Genomic DNA, 658 nt, shown 5'->3' with positions numbered 1-658 from the left:
CAGAGGACGGTGACGACGGTTGTGCGGTCTTCGCTGACGGACAGGGTGATGCGGCCACGGACGAACCAGAACAGTCCGTACTTCCTGCTCCAAATCACGTCTTCCGGCCGGTCGTAGCAGGCGCGGATCTCATCGCCGGCCACATCCATCTCCAACGCCCGGTCCAACGCGTGACGGGACATACGGAACGGCAGCTGCGTGGTCATGCGGCCTGCTGCTTCCTATTCGCCCGCTGACGGCTCTTCGACGCGCGCTCGCACGCCAAGCACCGCCAATAGCCGTCACCACCGATACGGCTGAACTGGACACGCGGGTGGTCGTTCTTGCAATGCGTGGAAGACAGGTCAGCGTTGCCAGGTTTGCGGCGTGCACCCGGACCGCCAGTTGCCTTGCCATCTGGGCTGTCGTACGCCATCAGCCCGAACGCCATCAAGAACGACTTCAACTCGTCACCGTCACGCGCATACGACTGTGCATGACGAGTCATCGCAACACGCTGCTCAGGTGACGGCTCAAACGACGTCGTGTACGACTCACCGGGGAAGTACTTCTCGAACAGGTCCGCTTGCGTGCCGGACGGCCGCGCCTTCATACTGCGACCTCCACGTAGCCATAGACGCCGACCGTCTTGCCGTGCGTGCTCTTCGTGGTGCTGACC

2 protein-coding genes are annotated in these 658 nt (G+C 62.8%); both read right to left on the bottom strand.

Going from position 1 to position 658, the window contains the following annotated elements; all coding sequences use genetic code 11:
- Positions 1–206, bottom strand: a 206-nt coding sequence (locus NS184_RS16735; protein ID WP_152998297.1) for a hypothetical protein, incomplete at its 3' end; no start/stop codon positions are given.
- Positions 203–658: hypothetical protein (locus tag NS184_RS18035; RefSeq protein WP_206556303.1), on the bottom strand; the 456-nt coding region annotated here is incomplete at its 5' end. The genes NS184_RS18035 and NS184_RS16735, both read right to left, overlap by 4 nt.

It is taken from the genome of Curtobacterium luteum (assembly GCF_001475545.1).
Classification (GTDB): Bacteria; Actinomycetota; Actinomycetes; order Actinomycetales; family Microbacteriaceae; genus Curtobacterium; species Curtobacterium luteum_A.
Note: the sequence above shows the minus strand (reverse complement) of the source record. Positions and strands in the feature narration are given on the sequence as shown.